The following is an 18133-nucleotide window of genomic DNA, read 5'->3' on the forward strand; positions in this document are numbered from 1 at the left end:
CTGGTTGGGTTTATGCGGGGGCGTGGAGGCCTAACCCAAAGTGGAGTATTAACAATGTCCAGCGTAACTATGCGCGATATGCTGAAGGCCGGTGTGCACTTCGGCCACCAGACCCGTTACTGGAACCCGAAGATGAATGCATACATCTTTGGCGCCCGTAACAAGATTCACATCATCAACCTGGAAAAGACCCTGCCTCTGTTCAACGACGCCATGGCGTTCCTGAACAAGCTGGCTGCCAGCAACAACAAGATCCTGTTTGTTGGTACCAAGCGTGCAGCGCAGAAAGCGGTGAGCGAAGAAGCTCAGCGCTGCGGTATGCCCTATGTGGATCACCGTTGGTTGGGCGGCATGCTCACCAACTGGAAAACCATCCGTCAGTCCATCAAGCGGTATCGCGAACTGGAAGCCCAGTTCCAGGATGGCACCTTCGACAAGCTGACCAAGAAAGAAGCCCTGATGCGCAAGCGTGAGATGGACAAGCTTGAGCGTTCCATCGGTGGTATCAAGGACATGGGCGGTCTGCCCGATGCCCTGTTCGTGATCGACGTGGATCACGAAGACATCGCCCTGCAGGAAGCCCGCAAGCTGGGTATTCCGGTTGTCGCGGTGGTGGACACCAACTCCAACCCGGATGGCGTGGATTACGTGATCCCGGGTAACGACGACGCGATCCGTGCGATTCAGCTGTACGTGAAAGCGGCGGCCGACACCATTCTGGAAGGCAAGCAGTACGCCCAGAACCAGACCGGTGGCGAAAGCGAATTCGTCGAGGTAGCCGACGAGGCCGAAGGCGAGAAAGCCGAAGGTTGATCCGTCGAGGCAGGCCTGCGGGCCTGCCTGTATTACCGAAACTTACCAAATTGAGAGGATAATCATGGCTGCTGTAACTGCTGCAATGGTTAAGGAACTTCGCGAGCGTACCGGTCTTGGCATGATGGAATGCAAGAAGGCGCTGGTGGAAGTGGGTGGCGATATCGAAAAAGCCATCGACGAAATGCGTAAGTCTGGACAGGCCAAAGCGGCCAAGAAAGCCGGCCGTACCGCTGCGGAAGGCGCCGCTGTGATTGCCACCAATGACGACAACACCGTTGCTGTCATGGTAGAGATCAATTCAGAAACCGACTTCGTGGCTCGTGACGACAACTTCCTGGGCTTTGCCAACAAGGTGGCTGAAGCCGCTCTTGCCGCTGGTGAAACCGACGCTGCCAAAATCGGCGAATTGAAGCTGGAAGATGGTTCCACCGTTGAAGAAACCCGCCAGGCGCTGGTTCAGAAGATCGGTGAGAACATCCAGATCCGTCGTGCTGCCAAGCTGGAAGCCGAGGGTGCCATCGGTGCCTATGTCCACGGTGGCAAAATTGGTGTTCTGGTTGCCCTGAAGGGTGGCGATGAGGCTCTGGGTCGGGATGTGGCCATGCACGTTGCCGCGGTAAACCCGATGGTGGTCAGTGGCGACCAGGTTCCCACTGAGGTTCTCGAGAAAGAGAAAGAAATCATCCGTGCCCAGCCGGACATGGAAGGCAAGCCCGCTGAAATCGTTGAGAAGATGCTGGGTGGCCGGATCAACAAGTTCCTGAAGGAAGTGAGCCTGCTGGATCAGCCCTTCGTGAAGGATCCCAATACCTCTGTTGGCAACCTGGTGAAGGGTGCTGGCGCCGAAATCGTCGCTTTCGAGCGTCTGGTGGTCGGTGAAGGTATTGAAAAAGAAGAAGTCGATTTCGCTGCTGAGGTAGAAGCCGCAGCCAAAGGCTGAGGGCTGAGCATCGATCGATGAGAAAAGACGCCTTGCTGGCGAGATCAGCAGGGCGTTTTTTTCGCCTGTTGACTGGCTGTTACAGGCGATTCAAGGAAAACCGCTTGCAACCATCGTGCGGGGAGGTACTGTGCTAGCAGGCCATACACCGACGCGGATTGAGTGCAGCGTAAAAGCCGGCTGATGCCGGTAACACAGCAAGATGATGGCGGGTATTCATGGGTGGCGCTTTCTTATGAGTGGTGGAGAACAAGACATGCCGACGAACAAGGAGCGCTCGCCGCGCTATAACCGTATTCTGCTCAAGCTGAGCGGGGAAGCGCTGGCGGGTGACGAAGGCTTCGGGATTGATCCCAAGGTGCTGGATGCGATTTCCCTGGAAATCGGCCAGCTCGTCGGTATCGGGGTCCAGGTGGGCCTGGTGGTAGGTGGTGGTAACCTGTTCCGCGGTGCAGCCTTGCAAAGTGCCGGCCTGGATCGGGTGGCAGGCGACCATATGGGAATGCTGGCTACGGTGATGAACGGGTTGGCCCTGCGGGATGCCCTGGAGCGATCCAATATCCGCACCCGTCTGATGTCGGCCATCCCCATGAGTGGCGTGGTGGAGCATTATGACCACCGGAATGCCAATCGCCATCTCAAGAATGGCGAGGTGGTGATTTTCTGTGCCGGTACAGGCAACCCCTTCTTTACGACGGATTCTGCGGCCTGTTTGCGCGGCATCGAGATCAGCGCCGATGTGGTGCTGAAAGCCACCAAGGTGGATGGCGTCTATAATGATGACCCGCAGAAGAATCCGGCGGCCGTGAAATACGACACCTTGACCTATGACGAGGTGCTGGATAAAAAGCTCGGGGTCATGGATCTGACGGCGATCTGTCTTTGCCGGGATCACTCCATGCCGCTGCGGGTGTTTGATATGAACAAGAAGGGCGCGCTGCTGAACCTGATGCTGGGTGGCAGCGAGGGAACCCTGGTGGAGGCCGGATAATTCCGGGCGGCCCGTTCAGAACGTTTTGTGTTGCCCGCTTGTGGGCGTTGTCTACAAAGGTCTGGTGGCCATTTCGGGGCTTTCCAGACCCAGCTGAAAAGAAAGGCGAGGAATAACGGTGATTGACGATATTCGTAAAGATGCGGAAGCCCGCATGAAGAAAAGTCTGGCTGCGCTGGATACTGCTCTCAAGCGTGTCCGTACCGGCCGTGCCCACCCCAGTCTGCTGGACAATATTACCGTGGACTACTACGGCGCTGAGACGCCGCTGCAGCAGTTGGGCAATATCTCCGTGGAAGAGGGGCGTACCCTGACCATCTCTCCCTTCGACAAGAGCATGATTCCGCAGATTGAGCGGGCCATCATGACCTCTGACCTGGGTCTGAATCCCTCCACGTCCGGCAGCCTGATCCGTCTGCCCCTGCCGCCGCTCACCGAAGAAACCCGTCGGGATCTGGTTAAAGTGGTCCGTGCCGAAGCCGAGCAGGCGCGGGTTTCCCTGCGCAGTGTTCGCCGTGATGCCAACAGCGACCTGAAGGAATTGCTCAAGGAAAAGGAAATCTCCGAGGACGAAGAGCGTCGCGGCGAAGAGCTTATCCAGCAGCTGACCGACAAGATGGTGGTGGAAGTGGACCGCGTGCTGAAAGAGAAAGAAGAGGAGTTGATGACCGTATAACACGGCCGGTCATCATTCACGGATGCGGGCTGCATGTCAGCCCGCTTTTGTTATTGGCGGATGCAGTATGGCCAGCGAAAACCCTCATTCCAGCGCCCCGGATATCGACTCCCATCAGGGCGAACTTCCCCGGCATGTGGCCATTATCATGGACGGCAACAACCGCTGGGCCCGCAAGCAGGGCTTGCCGGGGGAAGAAGGACACCGTGCCGGCGAAGCCACGGTACAGACCATTATCCGTACTGCCGCAGAGCGCGGCATCGAAGCGCTGACCCTGTTTGCCTTCAGCTCGGAGAACTGGCGGCGTCCCCAGGCGGAAGTGGAGCATCTCATGGCGCTCTTTCTCAAGGCTCTGGGAGGCCGCGTGGAAGAGTTGCATGGCCATGGTGTCCGTATCCGTTTTATCGGGGATCGCAGTGCCTTTGCCGAGGACCTGCAAGCCGGTATGGCCGACGCGGAAGCGTTGACTGCCGACAACCCGCGCATGACGGTGGTGATTGCGGTGAATTACGGTGGCCAGTGGGACATTGCCCAGGCTGCCCGTGAGCTGGCTACCCAAGTGGAGCAGGGCGCTATGCGCGCCGATCAGATAACGTCTGAAGCCCTTGGTCAGCATGTGGCCATGGCGGATCTGCCCCTGCCTGACCTGTTGATTCGAACGGGCGGCGATCAGCGAATAAGCAACTTTCTGCTGTGGCAACTGGCCTACAGCGAACTGTTTTTTTCCCCGCTTTTATGGCCTGATTTTGATGCGGACGCCTTTGCTGCCGCCTTACAGGACTATGCCGGCCGCCAGCGGCGTTTTGGACGCTCTGGTGAGGAAGTGGCCGGATTGAAAGGAGAATAAGAATGCTCAAACTGCGCGTGATTACCGCGCTGGTGCTTTTGCCCATCGTGCTGGGGGCCGTGTTTGGCCTCGACCGCTTGCCTTTTGCCCTGGTGGCCGGGGTTTTCTTCCTGATGGCCGGCTGGGAATGGGCGGCGATGATGGGAAAGGTGTCCGCCGCAGTGCGAAGCGGTTGGGTCATTGGTCTGGGCGTGGTGATGGCATTGGCGGAGATCTACCGCCCGGCATGGCTGCTTAACGCCATTCCTGTCTGGTGGTTGCTGGCGCTGGTGCTGGTGATCGGTTACCCCGGTAATGCGCGTGTCTGGTACCGGCCTGTCCTGATGGCCCTGGTGGGTCTGCTCTTGCTGGTACCTTCCTGGGCGGCGATTGTGCAACTTCAGGACGAGGGCGCCCTGGGCCTGGCAGGTCCCTGGGCACTGATGTTCATCTTGCTCTGGGTATGGGCCGCGGACACCGGGGCCTATTTCGCCGGTCGTGCCTTCGGAAAACACAAGTTGGCGCCGCTGGTGAGCCCGGGCAAAACCATTGAGGGGCTGGCCGGCGGTGTGGCCCTGGCCCTGGCTGTGGTGGCCGGTGTCTATGCCGCCGGACTTCTGGAGGCCAACCTGCTGCCGCTGATGATCGTTGCCCTGATGACGGTGCTGGCATCGGCATTGGGAGATCTGTTTGAAAGCATGGTCAAGCGTGAGCGCGGCTTCAAGGACAGCGGCACCATTTTGCCGGGCCATGGCGGCATGCTGGATCGTATTGACAGTGTGACGGCGGCGATGCCCATTGCCCTGGCCGGGTTCAACTGGTTTTCCCTGCCCGGAGGCAGTCTGTGACACCCTCTGGCAGACAACGCCTGACCGTTCTTGGTGCCACCGGCAGCATTGGCCAGCAGACGCTGGACGTGGTGGCCCGGCATCCGGAGCGTTATGAGGTATTCGCCCTTACGGCCAGCTCCCGCTGGCAGCTGATGGCGGAGCTTTGCCTGGCGGTTCGGCCGCGCTTTGCGGCCATGTCGGATCCGGTGGCGGCGACGTCACTCAGGAACCATCTGGCCGAGGCCGGGTCTCAAGTGGAAGTGTTATCCGGCCCCCAGTCCCTGGCGGATCTTGCCGCGCATCCGGATGCGGATACCGTGGTGGCAGCCATTGTTGGCGCGGCGGGGGTCAGGCCCACGCTGGCGGCGGTGGAAAGTGGCAAGCGAGTATTGTTGGCCAACAAGGAAGCCCTGGTCGTCACCGGTTCATTGTTTATGGACGCGGTGAAGCGTCACGGGGCTACGTTGTTGCCACTGGATTCCGAGCACAATGCGATTTTCCAGTGCCTTCCGGCAGAAGGGGTTAACGCGGGGGTTGAGAGACTGCTGCTGACGGCTTCCGGTGGCCCGTTCCGGGAATTCAGTGCCGCCGAGCTTGCCGCAGTGACACCGGCCCAGGCGGTAAAACACCCTAACTGGGATATGGGACCGAAAATCTCGGTGGATTCTGCCACCTTGATGAACAAGGGGCTGGAATTCATCGAAGCCTGCTGGTTATTCGATGTGTCCCCGGAGATGGTCGATGTGGTGGTGCACCCCCAGAGCGTGGTCCATTCCATGGTGGCCTACCGGGACGGTTCGGTACTGGCACAAATGGGCACGCCGGATATGCGTACCCCCATCGCCTGTGGTTTGTCCTGGCCGGAGCGAGTGGAGTCCGGTGCCCAGCGACTGGATTTTTCCACCCTGGTGGGGCTGAACTTCGAGGCGCCGGATTTGCAGCGTTTTCCCTGCCTGGGGCTGGCCCGGGATGCCATGCGCGCAGGCGGAACCGCCACGGCGGTATTGAATGCGGCCAACGAGGAAGCCGTTGCCGCCTTTCTGGCTGGCAGGCTGGATTTTATGGGGATTCCCGCCGTGGTGGCGCGCACGCTGGAAAGCCAGTCTGCTCCCGCCTGTCAGGATGTGGAATCGGTAATGGACATTGATCGACAGGCACGCAGTGCCGCCTGTCAGTGGATCAAGGAGCGCGGATGCTGACGATTCTGGCCTTTGTCGTCACCATTGTCATTATTGTGGCTTTCCATGAATGGGGCCACTTTCTGGCCATGCGAGCCTTCGGCGTCCGGGTGCTGACTTTTTCCGTGGGCTTTGGCCCCAAGCTGTTTCGGTTCAAGGACAGGAAAGGGACTGAATGGGTGATCAGCGGCATTCCTCTGGGGGGCTATGTTAAGCCCCTGGATGCCCGCGAAGACGAAACCGCAGCCGGGGACCCGGGTGAATTTTCCAGCAAACCTGCGTGGCAGAGAGTCGTTACCTACGCTGCCGGCCCGGTATTCAATTTTATCCTCGCCATGCTGATCTACTGGTTGTTAATGGTCAGTTTCGGGCAAAGTCGTATGCAGGCGGTCGTAGGCCCGGTAACGCCCGGGACGGTGGCGGAGCAGGCAGGGTTTGCGCCGGGAGACCGGATTGTAGAGGCGGGCGGAACGGCGGTAGAAGGCTGGCGTCCCTTTTATAACGAACTGATTCTGCACCTCGGTGAGAAAGAAAAGCTGCCGGTAACGGTGACGACGGCATCCGGTGATACCGCCGTACGCGAGCTGGATACCTCCCCCTGGTCGGCTGACCTGGAACAGCTTCCTCTTGATGCGCTGGGCATCAGCCAGGCGGTATTGATCGGTGAAGTGGTGGCGGGCAGTGCGGCTGATCAGGCGGGTTTGCGCGCACAGGATCAGGTGGTTGCCCTCAATGGTGAGCCGGTGGCTGGCTGGGAGAGCTGGCAGGAAGCCATCATGGCCTCCGCGGGCGAGACACTGGAAATCACCGTGTTGAGAGACGGTGCCCTGCGGCGTTTTGCCGTGACGCCGGAAACTGTCACGGAAGGGGAGCAGACCTTTGGCCGTATCGGTGTGGCCATGGGCGGCATCTATCAACAGCAATTCGGCCCGGCTGGTGCCATCCTGGCGGCTTCCGAACGCTTTGCGGAGCAGTGCGAGGTCGTTTGGGCCAGCCTGGTGAAACTGGTCACCGGCAAACTGTCCCTGGATAATCTGGGTGGTCCCATTACCATTGCCCAGGTGGCCGGGGAGAGCGCCTCCTACGGGATTGCCAGTTTTCTGGCATTGCTGGCTTATCTGAGTATCACTCTCGGCATTATCAATCTGTTACCGGTACCCATGCTGGATGGCGGCTGGATTTTCTTTGGAATCATTGAAATGATCCGCGGTCGCAGTTTACCGGAGCGGTTTCTTATGGCCGCACAAGGAGTAGGGCTGATGTTTGTTGTCAGCTTTATGCTACTGGCCATTTACAACGACTTGGTGAAGCAGTTTTCATGAGATTTGGGGACAAACTAAACCGCCTGCTGAAAGGCCTTCTGGCGGTAGCCTGCCTGTGTCTGATTCCCTGGGCGAACGCGGAATCCCTGTTGCCGTTCAAGGTGCACGATGTGCGCGTGGAAGGGCTGCAACGTCTGCCGGTGGAACGGGTCTATGCGGAATTGCCCATTCAGGCGGGGGATACCGTGGACCGCGACCAGATTGTGGATGCGGTACAACGCCTGTTTGCCACCGGCAATTTCGAGGATGTTCAGTTGGGGCGGGATGGCGATGATCTGGTCGTGGTCGTGGCGGAAAGGCCCAGCATTGCCCGTATTGATCTGTCCGGTAACAAATCCATCGATGAGGAAAACCTGCGCAAGGGGCTGACCGAGGCGGGACTGGTCGAAGGTGAGGTGTTCCAGCGCTCTACCTTGCAGGCCATTGCCGGCGAGCTGGAACGCCAGTATGTGAGCCAGGGGCGTTACGGGGCCGACATCAAGACCGAATCCGTGCCCTTGCCGCGTAACCGTGTGGCCCTCAAGATCGAGATTTATGAAGGGAAGGCCGCCCGCATCCGCGATATCAATATCGTTGGTAACGACCTGTTCGATGATGAGGAACTGCTCAAGGATTTCGAACTGAACTCCACGGGCTTCTGGTCGTTCATCAAGGGGGATGACAAATATTCCCGGCAGAAACTGAGCGGCGACCTGGAGCGTTTGCGTTCCTATTACCTTGATCGCGGTTATATCAACTTTTCCATCGAGTCCACGCAGGTGTCGGTGACACCGGATCGCCGCAGTGTCTTTATCACCGTCAATGTGGCGGAGGGTGAACAGTACACGGTGAATGAAGTGAAACTGGCCGGGGATCTGGTGGTGGCCGAGGAGCAACTCGAGCCGCTACTGATCGTCAAAAAAGGGCAGGTGTTCAGTCAGCAGCTGGTCACCTATACCAATGACCTGCTCAAACGTCGTCTTGGTAACGAGGGTTATACCTTTGCCGAGGTCAACGGCCGCGATCACAACGCCAATGATGAAGACAATACCGTCGACGTGACCTTTTATGTGGAGCCGGGTCGCAAGGTTTACGTGCGCCGCATCAATTTCAGTGGCAATGCAAAAACCGATGATGAAGTGCTTCGCCGGGAGTTGCGTCAGTTTGAACAAGCGCCGGCCAACACCTCCCTGGTGGATCTGTCCCGCCAGCGTCTGCAGCGTCTGGGGTACTTCAGTGTGGTGGAAGCCGACACGCCCCGGGTACCGAATTCCGAAGACCTGGTGGATGTGGAGTACAAGGTGGAAGAGCAGCCCTCCGGTTCCATCGGGGCCAATGTGGGCTTTTCGGATGCATCCGGCTTTATCTTTGGTGCCAACGTGACCCAGAATAACTGGCGTGGCTCCGGCAACCGGGTGTCATTTGCGCTCAGCCGCTCTGATATCCGTGATTCCTACAGCTTTTCCCACTACAACCCTTACTACACGCTGGACGGGGTGAGTCGCGGCTTCAGCTTGTTCTATTCCGAAATTGATTTCGATGAGACCACGGTGGCGTCCTATGCGGCGGACCGTCTGGGTGGGTCAGTGACATTCGGTTATCCGATTTCCGAATATTCACGGCTGAGTTTCGGGGGTACCTACGAGAGGACCGATATCACCACCGGGGATTTTGTCGCCGTTGATATCTTCAACTTCCTGGAGAAGGAAGGTACCGAGTTCAACGAATACAAATTCAATGCTTCCTTGCAGACCAGCACGCTAAACCGGGGTGTGTTGCCGGACCGGGGCTGGTCCAGCAGCGTGGGGCTGGAAGTTGCGGTCCCGGGTTCCGACTACGGGTTCTACAAGCTGAACTGGAACGGTCAGAAATACTTCCCGATTACCCAGCGATGGACATTGCGGACCCGGGCGGATGTGGCCTATGGGGACGGCTATGGCGATGATGCCGTATTGCCCTTCTTCGAGAACTATTACTCCGGCGGTATTGGTTCGGTAAGGGGTTATGAATCCCGCTCTCTGGGGCCTCGCTCAGAAGGTCTGGCGTTCTTCCTCAATGGTACCCGTGATCCGGATCCGGACCCGATCGGTGGCAACCTGCTCACCGAGGCCAGCCTGGAGCTGATTTTCCCGACGCCGTTTGCGCCGGAATCCCGAAGCGTGCGAACCTTCCTGTTCGCCGATGCGGGCAACGTGTTTGAAACCGAACGTAGTGATATTGTGGCCGATTTCGATGTCACTGACTTGCGTACTTCCGTGGGGGTGGGCCTGACCTGGCTGACAGCAATCGGCCCGCTCAGTTTCAACCTCGCCAAGGCATTGAATGACCAGACTGGCGATGACACGGAAGTTTTCCAATTTTCTCTGGGACAGACTTTTTAGGAGTTTAATAATGATGAAAAAATGGATTGTTGCTTTTGTTGTGATGCTGCCCGCGCTTGCCATGGCTGAAAGCCGTGTGGGTGTGATTGATCCCATCGGTGCGCTGCAAGCTGCCGATAATGTGAAAGCACGCATGAGCGCACTGGAAAAAGAGCTGGGCGCCGATGAACAGCGTCTTAACAGCCTGCGCCAGGAAGTGGGCAAGATGCAGGAAAAAATCCAGAAAGAAGGCATGACCATGTCTTCCGAGCAGCAGGAGCAGATGCAGACCGAAGGTCAGCAGAAAATGATCGAAATCCAGAGCCTGCAGCGCAAACTGCAAAAGCGTGCCAACGATGCCCAGCGTGAACTGCTGCAGGAAATGGAACCCAAATTGCAAAGCGCCGTGGCCGAGGTCGCCAAGAAAGAGAATCTGGACCTGGTTGTCAGTGCCCAGGCTGTGATCTACACCAAACCGGACCTGGACATCACCGAAGCGGTGACCAAGCAACTGAACAAGATGAAGTGATGCTGACTCTGCGCGAATTGGCCAGCCAGCTGGATGCGGAGCTGGTCGGGGACCCCGACCAGCAGGTTGATGGCCTGGGAACAATACAATCTGCCACGGGCAGCCAGCTGACGTTTCTGGCCAATCCCCGTTATCGCAGTTTTCTGGAGCAGACCCGGGCTGCCGCAGTGCTGATTCCTGAATCCCAGCGGGAATTCTGCCCGGTGGCTGCGCTGATCGTGAAAGATCCCTACTTGTCATTTGCCCGGGCCAGTGCCTTTTTTGAAACCGCATCCGTGGCAACGCCGGGGATTCATCCCTCTGCCGTGGTCGACGATCAGGCAACGATTGCCGCTTCCGCCTCGATTGGCCCGAATGCAGTGATTGATGCCGGCGTGATGGTGGGCGAGGGGGCCGTGATTATGGCCAATTCCGTGATAGGCGCCGGTTCTCAGATCGGTGACCAGTGCAGAATCTGGCCAAATGTTACAATTTACCATGGTGTCACACTGGGACCGCGCACTATCATACACGCCAATTGTGTAATTGGTGGCGATGGGTTCGGTTTCGCCTTCAATGGCGGTGGCTGGACCAAGCTGCACCAGGTCGGCGGAGTCGTCATCGGTGCCGATGTGGAAATCGGCGCCGGGACAACCGTGGATCGGGGTGCCATTGAAGATACCGTGATCGGCGATGGGGTGATTCTGGATAATCAGATCCAGGTCGCTCACAACGTGGTAATCGGCAATCATACCGCTATCGCCGGCAAAGCCGGCATTGCCGGTTCAGCGAAAATCGGTGCTTACTGCCTGATTGGCGGAGCCGCCGGCATTGCCGGACATATCGAGGTATGTGACAAGGTCCAGATTCTCGCCATGTCACTGGTTTCCAGCTCCATCACCGAACCGGGTACCTACGGTTCTGCGTTGCCTGTGGATACCCAGAGCCGCTATCGTCGGAACGTGGCTCGCTTCCGGAACCTTGATGATCTGGCCCGCCGTGTGCGCAAACTGGAACGTTCAAGCGATTAACGGCCGCGTATTGCGGCACTTGCCTGTGTGGAACACATGATGATGGATATTCAGGCGGTCAGGGAATACCTGCCGCATCGTTACCCTTTTTTGTTGGTTGACCGGGTTCTCGACGTGGAGCCAGGCAAGCGCATTGAAGCGATCAAGAACGTGACCATTAACGAGCCTTTCTTTAATGGTCACTTCCCCCACGAACCCATCATGCCGGGTGTGCTGATCATTGAAGCCATGGCCCAGGCTGCCGGTATTCTGGGGTTCGTTACCGAAAACAAGAAGCCCGGTGATGGCTACATCTATTTGTTGGTGGGCACGGACCGTGCACGCTTCAAGCGCCGGGTGGTGCCGGGTGATACTCTGCACCTCAGTGCCGAGTTCATCATGACCAAACGCAATATCCTCAAGTTTGCCTGCGAGGCCAAGGTCGACGGCAAGATTGTCGCCAGCGCCGAGATGCTGGTAGCTGAGCAGAAGGTCTGAGTCGGGCGGCATATTCCCGCACGGGTTTGACGTATACTTCCCGTATTCACAGCAGAATAAAGCGAAACTTTCATGATACATCCGACCGCCCTTATCGATCCGGCCGCGGAGCTTGCAGAGGACGTGCAGGTCGGCCCCTTCACGGTCATCGGCCCCGATGTGAAAATTGGTGCTGGTACCGTCATTGAGTCTCATGTGGTCATCAAGGGACCGACCACCATCGGCAAGAACAATCGCATCTTCCAGTTCGCGTCCGTGGGCGAGGAGTGCCAGGACAAGAAGTACAAGGGTGAGCCGACCCGGCTGGAAATCGGCGATGACAATGTGATCCGTGAATCCGTGACCATCCATCGCGGCACGATCCAGGACAATTCCCTGACCAAAATCGGCAGTCGTAATCTGCTGATGGCCTATGTGCACGTGGCCCATGACTGCATCGTGGGTGACGACTGCATCTTTGCCAATAACGCCTCGATCGCTGGCCATGCCCAGGTCGGTAACGGGGTGATTCTGGGAGGCATGACCGGGGTCCATCAGTTCTGCAAGATTGGCTCCTATGCGATGACGTCCGGCTGCTCCTTTGTGATCAAGGATATTCCGGCCTACGTCATGGTCTCCGGGAACCCGGCCCATGCCCGAAGCATGAATTTCGAGGGAATGAAGCGCCGTGGCTGGTCGAAGGAGACCATCGCCTCCCTGCGCACGGCGTACAAGGTACTGTATCGGCAGGGTCTGACCCAGGAGCAAGCGGTCGCGGAAATGGAGGCCATGGACGCTTCCCCCGAACTGCAGATCCTGATCGACTCCCTCAAGGCGTCCGAGCGCGGTATTACCCGCTAGATGAGCTCGCGCAAGGACGCTCCAAGGATTGCCCTGATCGCCGGAGAAGCCTCCGGCGATATTCTTGGTGCCGGCTTGATGCAGTCGCTGCAGGCGCGTTACCCGGGTGCCCGTTTTATCGGGGTGGGCGGCGAGGAAATGACCGCTGCGGGCCTGTCCAGTCTGTTCCCCATGGAAAAACTCTCCGTGATGGGGATCACCGAGGTGATATCCCATTTGCCGGAGCTGCTGCGTCTTCGCAAGCAGCTGGTTGGCTTTCTGCTTGAACAGCAGCCGGATGTGGTGATCGGGATCGATTCCCCGGATTTTACCCTGCCCATTGCCCGTCGCCTTCATGACCAGGGTCTGAAAACGGTCCACTATGTGAGCCCCTCGGTATGGGCCTGGCGCCAGGGTCGGATCAAGGGAATCAAGCGCAGCATCGACCTGATGCTGTGTCTGCTGCCTTTCGAAGCTCGCTTTTATGAGCAGCACCAGGTGCCCGTGGCCTTTGTGGGTCACCCGCTGGCCGATCGGGTACCGCTGGAAACCGATACCCCTGCAGCCCGGGCCGAACTGGGGCTGACGGACAAGGGGGATATCCTGGCGGTTCTGCCTGGCAGTCGGGGCGGGGAAGTGGGGCAGCTGATGCCGGCGTTCCTGGATGCCATGGTGGCCCTGCACGCTCAGCGTCCGCAGTTGCACTTCGTGATCCCCGCTGCCAACGCAGCCCGCCGTGAACAGATTCAGACGTTGCTCGCGTCGACAGCAGATTTGCCGGTTACCGTAGTGGACGGACAAAGCCGCACGGTAATGGCGGCGGCAGACGTGATTCTGATGGCGTCCGGCACGGCCACCCTGGAAGGCTTGCTGGTTGGCAAGCCCATGGTGGTGGGTTATCGGGTGGGGAAGGTGACCTATGCCATTGCCCGCCGTCTGGTGAAAAGTGAATTTGTCTCGCTACCGAACCTGCTCTGCCGGGAACAGCTGGTCCCGGAGCTGATTCAGGATGGCCTCACCACCGCTGCCATCGTGGAATCGGTCAACCACTGGTTTAATCATCCGGATCAGGCCGCGGCCCTCAAGTCCCGTTTCCGGGCGGTCCATGAACAGTTGCGTGGTGGCGCCAGTGAAAAGGCCGCGGACGCTGTGAGTCAGCTGCTGGAGCGGCGCTGATGGATCCGTTTTCCGAGTACGCCCTGGCTGAACCCTTTATCCCGTCAGTGTTCCGTTGGCAGCCGGGGATGCGGGTCGCCGGGGTAGATGAAGTCGGCCGTGGCCCGCTGGTGGGTGCGGTGGTCACCGCCGCGGTGGTGCTGGACCCGCAGCGCCCGATCCCCGGTCTTGCAGACTCCAAAAAAATAAGTGAAAAGAAACGGTTGCAGCTGGAAGTTGAGATAAAATCTCATGCTTTGGCCTGGTCCCTCGGGCGGGCCGAGCCGGAAGAAATCGACGAGCTCAATATTTTTCATGCTACCTTGCTGGCCATGCAGCGCGCGGTAGCCGCCTTGCCTCTTGACGTGCACGGCGTGCTGGTGGACGGTAATCGCGTCCCCGACTTTGCCTGTCCGGCAGAGGCGGTGGTGAAGGGGGATGGCCGGGTGCCGGCCATTTCTGCGGCCTCCATCCTGGCCAAGGTGGCCCGGGACCGGGAAATGCAGCAGCTTCATGCCTTGCACCCCCAATATGGCTTTGACCGCCACAAGGGCTACCCGACCAAGGTGCACCTTGCGGCACTGTCGCAGCATGGCGCCCTGGATCAGCATCGCCGCTCTTTCGGCCCTGTAGCAAGAATTCTCGGGACCGATGCCTGACGCAAGCTGCGGGCATACCGGCGCATAACACGAATACAGAAAGACTGAGGAACACCCCATTGAGTGACCCCCGTTTTGTCCACCTGCGCCTGCACACCGATTATTCCCTGGTGGACGGGGTGGTGCGGGTCAAGGAACTGATCAAGACCTGTGCCAGCCAGTCCATCCCGGCGGTGGCGGTGACAGACGACTCCAACCTGTTTGCCATGATCAAGTTCTACTCCGCCGCCATGAAGGCGGGCGTCAAGCCGCTGATGGGGGCGGACCTGTGGGTGGAAAGCACGCATATCGACGAGCCGGCCAAGCTGTCTTTTCTGGTTCAGAATGAGCAGGGCTACCAGAATCTCACCTTGCTGATCAGCCGCGCCTGGCAGACCAACCAGGACCGGGGCAGGGCGCTGGTCAAAGCCGAGTGGCTGGAAGAGCTTCATGACGGCCTGATTGTGCTGTCTGCCGCCAGCCAGGGCGAAGTGGGGCAGCTGTTGCTGGCCGAAAAAACCGATCTTGCCCGTCAGCAGGCGAGCTGGCTGCAGTCCATTTACGGTGACCGTGTCTACCTGGAAGTCCAGCGCACCTCCCGTCCGGGGGACGAGGATTGTCTGCATGCCACCGTCGCCCTGGCGTCGGAACTGGGGATGCCGGTGGTGGCCAGCAACGATGTGCGGTTTATTCGCCGTGAGGATTTCGAGGCCCACGAGGCAAGGGTCTGTATCCACGACGGCAATACCCTGGATGATCCCCGTCGCCCCAAGAAATACTCCGAAGAGCAGTACCTGAAATCCGAAGATGAAATGGTGGCGCTGTTTTCCGATCTGCCGGAGGCGTTGGAGAACACCGTCGAGATCGCCCGCCGCTGCACCCTGGATATTCGCCTGGGTGAGAACTTCCTGCCGGATTTTCCGATTCCGGACGGCATGACCATCGAACAGTATTTCGAGAAGCTGTCCCGGGACGGGCTGGAAGAGCGGCTAACGGTATTGCTGGACAAGAATGACCCGGAGTATGCGGAAAAGCGCAAAGAGTATGATGACCGGCTCAAATTCGAGCTGGATATCATCAACCAGATGGGATTTCCCGGCTACTTTCTGATCGTTGCCGACTTCATTCAGTGGGGCAAGGATAACGAAGTGCCGGTGGGGCCGGGGCGGGGCTCCGGGGCCGGTTCCCTGGTGGCTTATGCCCTCAAGATTACCGACCTGGATCCCATTGGCTACGACCTGCTGTTCGAACGTTTCCTGAACCCGGAACGGGTATCCATGCCTGACTTCGATGTGGATTTCTGCATGGAGAAGCGTGACCGGGTGATCAACTACGTGGCCGACAAGTACGGTCGCGATGCGGTCAGCCAGATCATTACCTTCGGCACCATGGCCGCCAAGGCGGTGGTACGCGACGTGGCCCGGGTGCAGGGCAAACCCTATGGTCTGGCGGACCGGCTTTCCAAGATGATCCCGCCTACCCCGGGGATGACCCTGGAAAAGGCCTATGAACAGGAAGAAAGCCTGCGCGAGTTCCTGGAGAGTGACGAGAACTCTGACCGGGAGTCCGCCAACGAAATCTGGGAGATGGCCCTCAAGCTGGAAGGCCTGACCCGGAACGTGGGCAAGCATGCCGGGGGGGTGGTGATCGCGCCGGGCAAACTGACGGATTTCGCGCCGCTGTATTGCGAAGAAGACGGCACCAACCTGGTGACCCAGTACGACAAGGACGATGTGGAATCCGCCGGGCTGGTGAAGTTCGATTTTCTCGGCCTGAAGACCCTCACCATCATCGACTGGGCAGTGAAAGCCGCCAATGTGAAGCGTCACCGGGAAGGCCTGGACGATCTCGATATCGACCATATCCCGCTGGATGATGTGCCCAGCTTCGACCTGCTCAAGAAAGGGGATACCACCGCGGTATTCCAGTTGGAAAGTCAGGGCATGAAGGAGCTGATCAAGAAGCTCAAGCCCGACGTCTTTGAAGACATTATCGCCCTGGTGGCCCTGTATCGTCCGGGGCCACTGGAATCCGGCATGGTGGACAACTTCGTCAACCGTAAACACGGCCGCGAACCGCTGGCCTACCCGGATCCGCAATACCAGCATGAATGGCTGGAGCCGATTCTCAAACCCTCCTACGGGGTCATCCTGTATCAGGAACAGGTGATGCAGATTGCCCAGGAACTGGCCGGCTACACCCTGGGTGGGGCGGACATGCTGCGCCGGGCCATGGGCAAGAAGAAACCGGAAGAAATGGCCAAACAGCGCGCCATCTTCGAAGAGGGAGCCAAGGGCAAGGGGGTCGACCCGGACCTGGCCATGAAAATCTTCGACCTGGTGGAAAAATTCGCCGGCTACGGTTTCAACAAGTCCCACTCGGCGGCCTATGCGCTGGTGGCGTACCAGACCGCCTGGCTGAAGGCCCATTATCCGGCGGAATTCATGGCCGCCACCATCTCGGCGGATATGCAGAACACCGACAAGGTGGTGACCTTCATCGACGAGTGCAAGACCATGGGCTTGCAGGTGTTGCCGCCGGATGTGAACTCCTGCGGTTACCGCTTCACGGTGAATCCGGAAGGCGACATCGTTTATGGGTTGGGTGCCATCAAGGGCCTGGGCGAGGGCCCGATTGAGGCCATCGTGTCCGCCCGTGCTGACGGTGGCGGCTTCAAGGATCTGTTCGACTTCTGCCGTCGCATCGACCTGAAAAAGATCAACCGCCGCTCCCTGGAAGCCATGGTACGGGCCGGGGTGCTGGACAAGCTGGGCCCGAACGCAAGCTTCCACGACCGGGCCACCTTGCTGGCCACGTTGCCGGATGCCATTGCCGCCGCCGACCAGGATGCCCGTAACGAAGCGGCCGGCATCATGGATATGTTCGGTGCTGTGGATGAGAGTCCGGCTACCGCCGTGGAGTGGAAGCCGGCCCGGGCCTGGAACGATGACACCCGCCTCAATGGTGAGCGGGACACCCTGGGCCTGTTCCTTACCGGTCACCCCATTGATCAATACGAGAGTGAAGTCCGCCAGTTCGTCTCCGCCCGGTTGAACTCACTGCAACCCACCGCCAAGGGTGAGGCCGCTACGGTGGCCGGGTTGGTGGTGGCGCTACGCATCACCCGCAGCAAGCGCAGTGGCGAGCGTATGGCGTTTGTGACCCTTGACGACAAGACCGGTCGGGTCGAGGTGTCGGTGTTCGGCAAGACGTTTGCCGAATATGGCGACCTTGTGCAAAAGGATGCGCTCCTGATCTTCAAGGGAGGCGTGCGGAATGACGACTACACTGGCGGTTTCAATCTGATAGCCGATGAGATCATGGACATGCGTCAGGCCCGGGAAACCTTCGCCCGCCGTCTGCGCGTGGCCGTCCCGGTCAGCGAAGCGCTACCCCAGCGACTGCAACAGACCCTGGCGCCGTATCAGGGCGGTAATACACCGGTATTGCTGGATCTGGATCACCCGGTTGCCGCCGCCAGCTTCTGGATGGGCGATGCCTGGAAGATCAGTCCCCACGAGTCACTGGTGGAGGAACTCCGGGTGCAGTTCGGGGAAGACGCGGTACGGATGGAGTACTAGCTATTA

Annotated in this window: 16 protein-coding genes; all 16 read left to right on the plus strand. The window is 58.9% G+C overall.

What is annotated here, in order from left to right:
• Window positions 1-54 precede the first annotated feature (54 nt).
• Window positions 55-813 (plus strand): 30S ribosomal protein S2, encoded by a 759-nt coding sequence (gene rpsB / locus A0251_RS15595; protein WP_062817763.1) that lies wholly within the window; start codon window positions 55-57, stop codon window positions 811-813.
• A 64-nt stretch (window positions 814-877) separates the two neighbouring features.
• Window positions 878-1756 carry a translation elongation factor Ts gene (gene tsf, locus A0251_RS15600; RefSeq protein ID WP_062817764.1) on the plus strand — a complete coding sequence of 293 codons (879 nt, stop codon included), beginning with the start codon at window positions 878-880 and terminating at the stop codon, window positions 1754-1756.
• A 256-nt stretch (window positions 1757-2012) separates the two neighbouring features.
• Window positions 2013-2747: a UMP kinase gene (gene pyrH, locus A0251_RS15605; protein WP_062817765.1), complete on the plus strand. Its 735-nt coding sequence runs from the start codon at window positions 2013-2015 to the stop codon at window positions 2745-2747.
• A 118-nt stretch (window positions 2748-2865) separates the two neighbouring features.
• On the plus strand, window positions 2866-3423 hold the full coding sequence (gene frr, locus A0251_RS15610) for a ribosome recycling factor (protein WP_062817766.1): 558 nt from the start codon (window positions 2866-2868) through the stop codon (window positions 3421-3423).
• A 67-nt stretch (window positions 3424-3490) separates the two neighbouring features.
• Window positions 3491-4270 (plus strand): polyprenyl diphosphate synthase, encoded by a 780-nt coding sequence (uppS, locus tag A0251_RS15615; RefSeq protein ID WP_062817767.1) that lies wholly within the window; start codon window positions 3491-3493, stop codon window positions 4268-4270.
• Window positions 4271-4272: 2 nt separating this feature from the next.
• Window positions 4273-5097, plus strand: a complete 825-nt coding sequence (locus A0251_RS15620; RefSeq protein WP_062817768.1) for a phosphatidate cytidylyltransferase — start codon at window positions 4273-4275, stop codon at window positions 5095-5097.
• On the plus strand, window positions 5094-6278 hold the full coding sequence (ispC, locus tag A0251_RS15625; protein WP_197461961.1) for a 1-deoxy-D-xylulose-5-phosphate reductoisomerase: 1185 nt from the start codon (window positions 5094-5096) through the stop codon (window positions 6276-6278). The genes A0251_RS15620 and ispC overlap by 4 nt, the downstream gene beginning before the upstream one ends.
• Entirely contained in the window at window positions 6272-7579 is a 1308-nt protein-coding gene (gene rseP, locus A0251_RS15630; protein ID WP_062817770.1) for an RIP metalloprotease RseP, read from the plus strand. Before ispC ends, rseP begins: the two co-directional genes overlap by 7 nt.
• Entirely contained in the window at window positions 7576-9939 is a 2364-nt protein-coding gene (gene bamA, locus A0251_RS15635; protein ID WP_062817771.1) for an outer membrane protein assembly factor BamA, read from the plus strand. The genes rseP and bamA overlap by 4 nt, the downstream gene beginning before the upstream one ends.
• A 10-nt stretch (window positions 9940-9949) precedes the next feature.
• Window positions 9950-10447, plus strand: coding sequence for an OmpH family outer membrane protein (locus tag A0251_RS15640; protein ID WP_062817772.1), 498 nt, complete (start codon window positions 9950-9952; stop codon window positions 10445-10447).
• The gene (lpxD, locus tag A0251_RS15645; protein WP_062817773.1) at window positions 10447-11457 is read left to right on the plus strand and encodes a UDP-3-O-(3-hydroxymyristoyl)glucosamine N-acyltransferase; all 1011 of its coding nucleotides are present in this window, start codon (window positions 10447-10449) and stop codon (window positions 11455-11457) included. The genes A0251_RS15640 and lpxD overlap by 1 nt, the downstream gene beginning before the upstream one ends.
• Before the next feature lie 36 nt (window positions 11458-11493).
• Window positions 11494-11934 (plus strand): 3-hydroxyacyl-ACP dehydratase FabZ, encoded by a 441-nt coding sequence (fabZ, locus tag A0251_RS15650; RefSeq protein ID WP_062817774.1) that lies wholly within the window; start codon window positions 11494-11496, stop codon window positions 11932-11934.
• Window positions 11935-12006: 72 nt separating this feature from the next.
• On the plus strand, window positions 12007-12774 hold the full coding sequence (gene lpxA, locus A0251_RS15655; protein ID WP_062817775.1) for an acyl-ACP--UDP-N-acetylglucosamine O-acyltransferase: 768 nt from the start codon (window positions 12007-12009) through the stop codon (window positions 12772-12774).
• Window positions 12775-13929 carry a lipid-A-disaccharide synthase gene (gene lpxB / locus A0251_RS15660; protein ID WP_062817776.1) on the plus strand — a complete coding sequence of 385 codons (1155 nt, stop codon included), beginning with the start codon at window positions 12775-12777 and terminating at the stop codon, window positions 13927-13929.
• Complete coding sequence (gene rnhB, locus A0251_RS15665; RefSeq protein WP_082810932.1) at window positions 13929-14567, plus strand: ribonuclease HII; 639 nt, start codon at window positions 13929-13931, stop codon at window positions 14565-14567. Before lpxB ends, rnhB begins: the two co-directional genes overlap by 1 nt.
• A 59-nt stretch (window positions 14568-14626) precedes the next feature.
• Window positions 14627-18127 (plus strand): DNA polymerase III subunit alpha, encoded by a 3501-nt coding sequence (dnaE, locus tag A0251_RS15670; RefSeq protein WP_062817777.1) that lies wholly within the window; start codon window positions 14627-14629, stop codon window positions 18125-18127.
• The last annotated feature ends 6 nt before the right edge of the window (window positions 18128-18133 follow it).

The organism is Alcanivorax sp. NBRC 102024 (assembly GCF_001602235.1).
In the GTDB taxonomy this organism is placed as follows: Bacteria; Pseudomonadota; Gammaproteobacteria; order Pseudomonadales; family Alcanivoracaceae; genus Alcanivorax.